The following is a 5,652-nucleotide window of genomic DNA, read 5'->3' as shown; positions in this document are numbered from 1 at the left end:
TACTTATACGCAAAGTCAACTCTTTCATTCCCGTTTGTGAAGCTCTAATTCATGAATGTTTTTTTTTAAGGTTTAAAATCCGGTATTGAATTTTTAATAAATGCTATTTTTTTTCAAATCATTTAAGTCCAGAAATATCTATTGCTTTAACAACTCTTTTCCTAATAATTCCGATACGATACCATCTTCCTAATCAAAAAACCTCTCTCAGTTAATTTCCGAGAGAGGTTTTTTTGTTGAATAGCGAGATATGTTTTTATTTTTTTAAATCAAAGGCACTGATGACTCCATTTCCGGATAGGTAATACAAATAGCCTTCTATATCATCCACTTCATAAACCGGTTTTTTATCTTTCAGGATGATTTCCTTTTCGGTTTTTCCTGAATCTTTATTCACTTTGACCAAACCTACTCCATCGCTCAAATCCGTTAGAATAAACTGATCATTAGCCGTCGCCATGGTGGCTTTAAATCGCTTGGTCATTTCTCCGTAGGATACGGAAGCTATATTTGCAAAAGATTCTGCTGCAGCCGCATTGTTTTTAGCGCGCATGGCATCTGCACTATTATATTCTCCGATATAATAGGAATAAGTAGATTGGGAAGCTGCAGCCGCTGAGACTGCTGCTGAAGCTACCGTTAAAGCTCCCAATGCAACTTTTGCAAAGGTGCTTTGCCCTGGGGCTTTGTGAAATACATGGTAATTCTCTTTTCCCTCACTATTCAACAACATCATATTTTGATCAGATGCTAAATAGATTCCTGAGGAGCGAACCCCCATCGTGTAAGGACTTTCTTTTCCATCAAATTTGAATTTGGCAAGTGTGCTGAGATCTCCTGTATTTTCATCAATAGCTAAAATTTCCTCTCCTGTGCTGATCAAATAGCGTCCCTTTGCAGCATCATACGCGCTGGTAACAGTTGTTGCTTTCTTGTATTGAATTCCTTTTTTCCATTTAGGATCACCGGTAGTGAGGTTGATGATATTTGCATCGGTATCTGTGATATAAATCATGCCTTGAGGAGTGGTAGCCATGGTATGGATATTTGCTCCTGTATCAATTGGCTTTTTGAAAAGTGGAGTGCCGTCAAACTTGATCTTATTAATTCCCCCTTCTGCAATACCAAATAAAATTCCATCCTCCATTACATAAAAGTGCTGTACATATCCCTTGGTTTTAGGGGCTTTTTCCCATAGATCTTCTCCATTGCTGGCATCAAGGAAGGCAATCTTGGACTCACCGCTTCCACCTATCTGGCTTACCAAGCTGCTTCCTCCTTTGAACACATCACTTACGATTGCCAGACCTTGGGGTAAAATCTGAAATCTTGTAATTGAACCTTTGATTTTTCGCTCTTTATCCCAAAGTTCTCTTCCGTCTTTTCCGAATTTGTGAATGCGGGTATCTCCATTACTTCTCTCTTCGAATCCGTAAATTTCATTTCCGGTATTATCTGCGATCATACTAGTGACATTTTTGATTTCATTCTGCCAGATAATGCCTCCATCTTTCACATTGGCACAGATTACCCCCTTGGTTGTAGGAACAAATACTTGATTTTGAAGTAAAAATGGCGCTCCCGAACTCATAGGAATTGCAGCGCCACTTCTGACTTTCCCAATATTGGGATCGAGCTTTGCAAATCCCTCCTGTTTCCCAGAAGCTAGATCATAAATACCAACCGCCAGTACCTCTTCTTCACGCTTTTCACGATTGCCCACTACGACCACCTTGTTTTCCGGAAGAAAAATTTTCAATTGAGCTATTTGCTTCCAGCCATTTTCTTCAGTGACAAATACCTTCTCTCCGGTAATCACATCGATCACTGTACGTTTGGAGTTGGCGAAAATGGTCCCCGGAATTTGGGAAGATCCGCCCTGAGTGAGAATGATGTAGGGGCTTAAAGGCACGAGTTCCATTTCTTCTTCTTTGATTTTACCATATTCGGCAAAACTGAAATGCGGGCTGCTTGCTCCGGGTCTTATTCCGGATAGACCACTGCTACCATTGACTAATAGGACCCCTGCGTCTGTGAGGGTCATTTTTTCGATTTTCCCACCTATTTCATATTTAAATGTGGGAGCTGTTTGACTCCAGGTATTCCCTGCCAGGAAGATTACAGCCAGTAATAAAAAACTTAATTTTTTCATCTTTTTGGGAGTTGTGAGGTTTTCAAATTCTACACCCTAAAGAAAAAGTAGCCACAGATGGATTCCCATACGTTATATGGCGTATTTATATTGAAAAAAGCCCAAGAATGAGGGAAAAGAGCTGATTTTAAAATGCTTAGGAACCCAAAAAAGAAAGACAAGCTGATTTTTTCAGCAAGGGGGAGTCTTTGATTTTACTTTTTAAAAGATAATGCTGAATTATTTAACGATTGGTGCAATCATATTTCAAGATGATCTGCTAAAAAATAATCTGATAAGTGCGGAAACATTAGAAAAGCGAAAAAGAGATTTATCACTGCGATAAATCTCTTTTTGATTGTAAACAACACGTATTCGCTGATTGATATTGGTTTTTGGGAAACCTCTCAGAAGCTTAAAAAGTCTCCAAGTAGAGATTCCTAGGTTGGGTATCCCGTTTCCATTGATGGCAATTCCTATTTCCTCCGAATCACTCAAGACAATTATCTCATGAGTTTCAGAGGAAATAGTTAAATCAGTCGCAAATGTTAAGCTCGATGCCATCTTACTTCTCGCTGGTTGAGATTTTCAACTTGCCGTTGACTTTCCAATTGGTAAAAGTGGAACTGTCGCCAACTTCCTTGGGTACACCCAATGTAAAATCTTCGAAATCATAGGAAATCACTGCACCTTTTCCAGTTAGCTTTTCATACAGTCCAATGGCCAAATCAGGCCAGGTTTGAATACTTTCTTTTTCTTTTGTCATGGTAATTAAAATTGGTTTATGAATACCTAACAGATTAGAAAAGGGATTGTTATGTCATTTAGTTTATTTCTGCTTTGAGTCATCTTCTCTTTTTACTATGAATTATTTCTTCTTTAGTATTTTTAGGGGTATTCTTAAATAATCAAGTCTACTCAAGTTAACCTTTGAACTAGTAGGCAATAAACTGGCTTAATATTATATGGAAGAAAAAATTTATCAAATCAACCTGTATTGGTTTAGGAAACACCTCAGGAAAATAGTCCTAGGGTTTTTGTTGCTTATAGCCCTTTTTACCAGCATCCGAACCGTAGGTCCGGAAGAGGAAGGAGTGGTTATTCAACTGGGCCAATACAATCGTACGGTCAATCCTGGTCTGAATTTTATCATTCCATTTTGGATAGAGCGTATGTATAAAATACCCGTTCAGCGTCAATTGAAGCAGGAATTCGGATTTCGAACTACCCGCGCAGGCACTCAGACTGATTATACCAAGACAGGTTTTGGCGATGAAAGCATGATGCTGACAGGTGACCTCAATCTCACCGATGTGGAATGGGTGGTGCAATACCGGATTACCAATTCCTATAATTTTCTATTCAAAGTCAGAAATGCAGAAAAAACCCTGCGGGATATGTCTGAGTCAGTGATGCGGAAGGTAGTCGGAGACCGCACTGTGAATGAAGTTTTGACTGTAGGAAGACAGGAAATAGCCACGACTGTGGAGGGGCTGCTTCAGGAACTTTGTGATGAATATGAAAATGGAATCAGAATCGATCAGGTAGTGCTTCAGGATGTCAATCCACCAGAGCCGGTAAAGCCATCCTTCAATGCCGTCAACCAGGCTCAGCAGGAGCGGGAAACATTGATCAATCAAGCTGAAGCGGAGTATAACCGTGTAATCCCCAGAGCGAGGGGGGAGGCGGAAGAGACGATCCAATTGGCAGAGGCTTTTGCCCTTAACAGAGTCAACCGTGCCAAAGGTGAAGCAGAGCGTTTTAATGCTTTGTATGAAGCGTACATCAAGGCGCCGGAAGTCACCAAACAACGAATTTATTTGGAAACCATGGAGAAGATTTTGCCTAAAATCGGAAACAAAATCATCGTAGATGAAAAGGGTAACAATGTACTTCCTCTATTAAATATTGATAAAGCTAAAAGTCCTCAACAATGAGTAAGAGAAAAATAAGTTCCATCGTGATTGTGACTTTGTTGGTCCTAATGACCTTCAATAGCTATTTTGTTTTGGATGAAACGCAGCAGGCTATCGTTACCCAATTCGGAAAACCTGTCGGAGATCCAAGAACCTCTCCAGGCATCAATTTCAAAATTCCATTTTTGCATAAAGTGCAGTTTTTTGACAAGCGCTATTTGGAATGGGACGGAGACAGAAATCAGGTTCCTACCAAGGATAAAAAGTTTATATTCATCGACACCTATGCAAGATGGGAGATTACTAATCCTTTGCAGTTTTTCATTCGCTTGAGAGATGAGCGCTCTGCACAGTCCAGACTGGATGATATTCTGGATGGGGAAACCCGAAATGCAATTGCCAGTCATGATTTATTGGATATCGTAAGATCAAGCAATCGGGAACCGGAAATCACAGAAGACTTCCTGGAGGAGATTGAGGTATTGCAGGATATTTCCGTCGGAAGGGATATGATTGAGAAGATTGTTTTGAAAAAAGCCAATGAGAGAACTATTGATTTGGGGGTGAGAATTCTGGATTTTCGATTCAAGCGAATGAATTATGTGGATGATGTTCGGGACAGAGTATATGACCGAATGATTTCAGAAAGAAACCGGATCGCAGATCAGTTTAGGTCCGAAGGACAAGGAAAGGCCCGTGTCATTGAAGGTAATAAGGAGCGGGATTTGGCTGAGATACAGTCAGAAGCCTTCCGCCAGGCAGAGGAAATCAAAGGGAAAGCAGATGCGGAAGCTACTGCCATTTATGCGGCGGCTTATAATCGAAGCAGAACCTCTGTCGAGCTCTACAAATTCCTTCGAACGATGGAGAGTTTTGAGAAGTCCATGGATGAGAAAACCAGTATTATTTTATCCACAGATTCTGAATTTTTCAGATACCTGAGAAAGCTGAATTGATAACAGTAACGATTGAATTAAATGCCTTTGAGTTTATTGCTCAAGGGCATTTTTTTTGAAAAAAAATTGACCTTATCTCATTTTCCCCAAAGTCCTTTTCCTTTGGTTCGTGCCTCGCGCTGCAATTTGATAAATAAAGATTCGTATTTGACATTTGGCGGAAATGTAGCTACTGTAGCAAATCCCTCCTTGACCAATAGTGCATTGAAGAAAGTGCCGTCTTCCAGGTACACGTAAGCCAGGGTTCGCTTGTATCGATCATACTGCTGAACATCATATTCCAGTCTCACTCGTTGCCCATTTAGAATTCGTTTGGCGAATTCAGAACTTTCTTTTCCAAAGTATTCTACTTTCTTCCTCCCTGAATTTCTGACTTCAGGAGAGTCTACCCCAATCAGCCGGATTTTTTCTTCCTGACCTTTACTATTTAGAACCCAAAAAGTATCACCGTCAACTACTTTGGTGACGGGGAGGAGCGCCGATTTTTGTTGGGAAAAAGCATATTGATGAACCAATGCTACCCACAGAAAAAGGATAAAAAAGTTTTTTGTTTTCATATGTTTATAATTTGGTTTTCTGATTATCCGCAATCATGCCAGTTGCCATATTTTCTTTGTTTGACCGATTGGAAGACCGATGACCGAAGACC

At 40.1% G+C, this 5,652-nt stretch carries 6 protein-coding genes; 2 read left to right on the top strand and 4 right to left on the bottom strand.

Features of this window, described 5'->3' with window-relative positions; all coding sequences use genetic code 11:
- Positions 1 to 256 precede the first annotated feature (256 nt).
- The 3 genes from FL972_RS16600 to FL972_RS16590 all read right to left on the bottom strand — a co-directional run bounded on the left by FL972_RS16600 (position 257) and on the right by FL972_RS16590 (position 2,897).
- Positions 257 to 2,152: an outer membrane protein assembly factor BamB family protein gene (locus FL972_RS16600; protein WP_144607042.1), complete on the bottom strand. Its 1,896-nt coding sequence runs from the start codon at positions 2,150 to 2,152 to the stop codon at positions 257 to 259.
- A 246-nt stretch (positions 2,153 to 2,398) separates the two neighbouring features.
- Complete coding sequence (locus FL972_RS16595; protein WP_144607040.1) at positions 2,399 to 2,695, bottom strand: hypothetical protein; 297 nt, start codon at positions 2,693 to 2,695, stop codon at positions 2,399 to 2,401.
- A gap of 1 nt (position 2,696) precedes the next feature.
- A complete protein-coding gene (locus tag FL972_RS16590) occupies positions 2,697 to 2,897 on the bottom strand; it encodes a hypothetical protein (protein ID WP_091652584.1) in 201 nt (66 codons plus the stop codon).
- A gap of 199 nt (positions 2,898 to 3,096) precedes the next feature.
- Here FL972_RS16590 and hflK point away from each other — a divergent pair, with 199 nt between their 5' ends.
- Both hflK and hflC read left to right on the top strand, forming a co-directional pair.
- Positions 3,097 to 4,068: an FtsH protease activity modulator HflK gene (gene hflK / locus FL972_RS16585; protein WP_144607038.1), complete on the top strand. Its 972-nt coding sequence runs from the start codon at positions 3,097 to 3,099 to the stop codon at positions 4,066 to 4,068.
- Positions 4,065 to 5,003 (top strand): protease modulator HflC, encoded by a 939-nt coding sequence (hflC, locus tag FL972_RS16580; protein ID WP_144607036.1) that lies wholly within the window; start codon positions 4,065 to 4,067, stop codon positions 5,001 to 5,003. The genes hflK and hflC overlap by 4 nt, the downstream gene beginning before the upstream one ends.
- A gap of 77 nt (positions 5,004 to 5,080) precedes the next feature.
- On the opposite strand, the gene FL972_RS16575 is transcribed toward hflC, so the two are convergent.
- Positions 5,081 to 5,560: a thermonuclease family protein gene (locus tag FL972_RS16575; protein ID WP_144607034.1), complete on the bottom strand. Its 480-nt coding sequence runs from the start codon at positions 5,558 to 5,560 to the stop codon at positions 5,081 to 5,083.
- Positions 5,561 to 5,652: the final 92 nt, after the last annotated feature.

Origin of the sequence: Algoriphagus algorifonticola (assembly GCF_007655305.1) — a bacterium.
GTDB classification, from domain to species: Bacteria; Bacteroidota; Bacteroidia; order Cytophagales; family Cyclobacteriaceae; genus Algoriphagus; species Algoriphagus algorifonticola.
The sequence above is the reverse complement of the archived record's forward strand: the minus strand, read 5'-3'. Positions and strand labels throughout refer to the sequence as shown.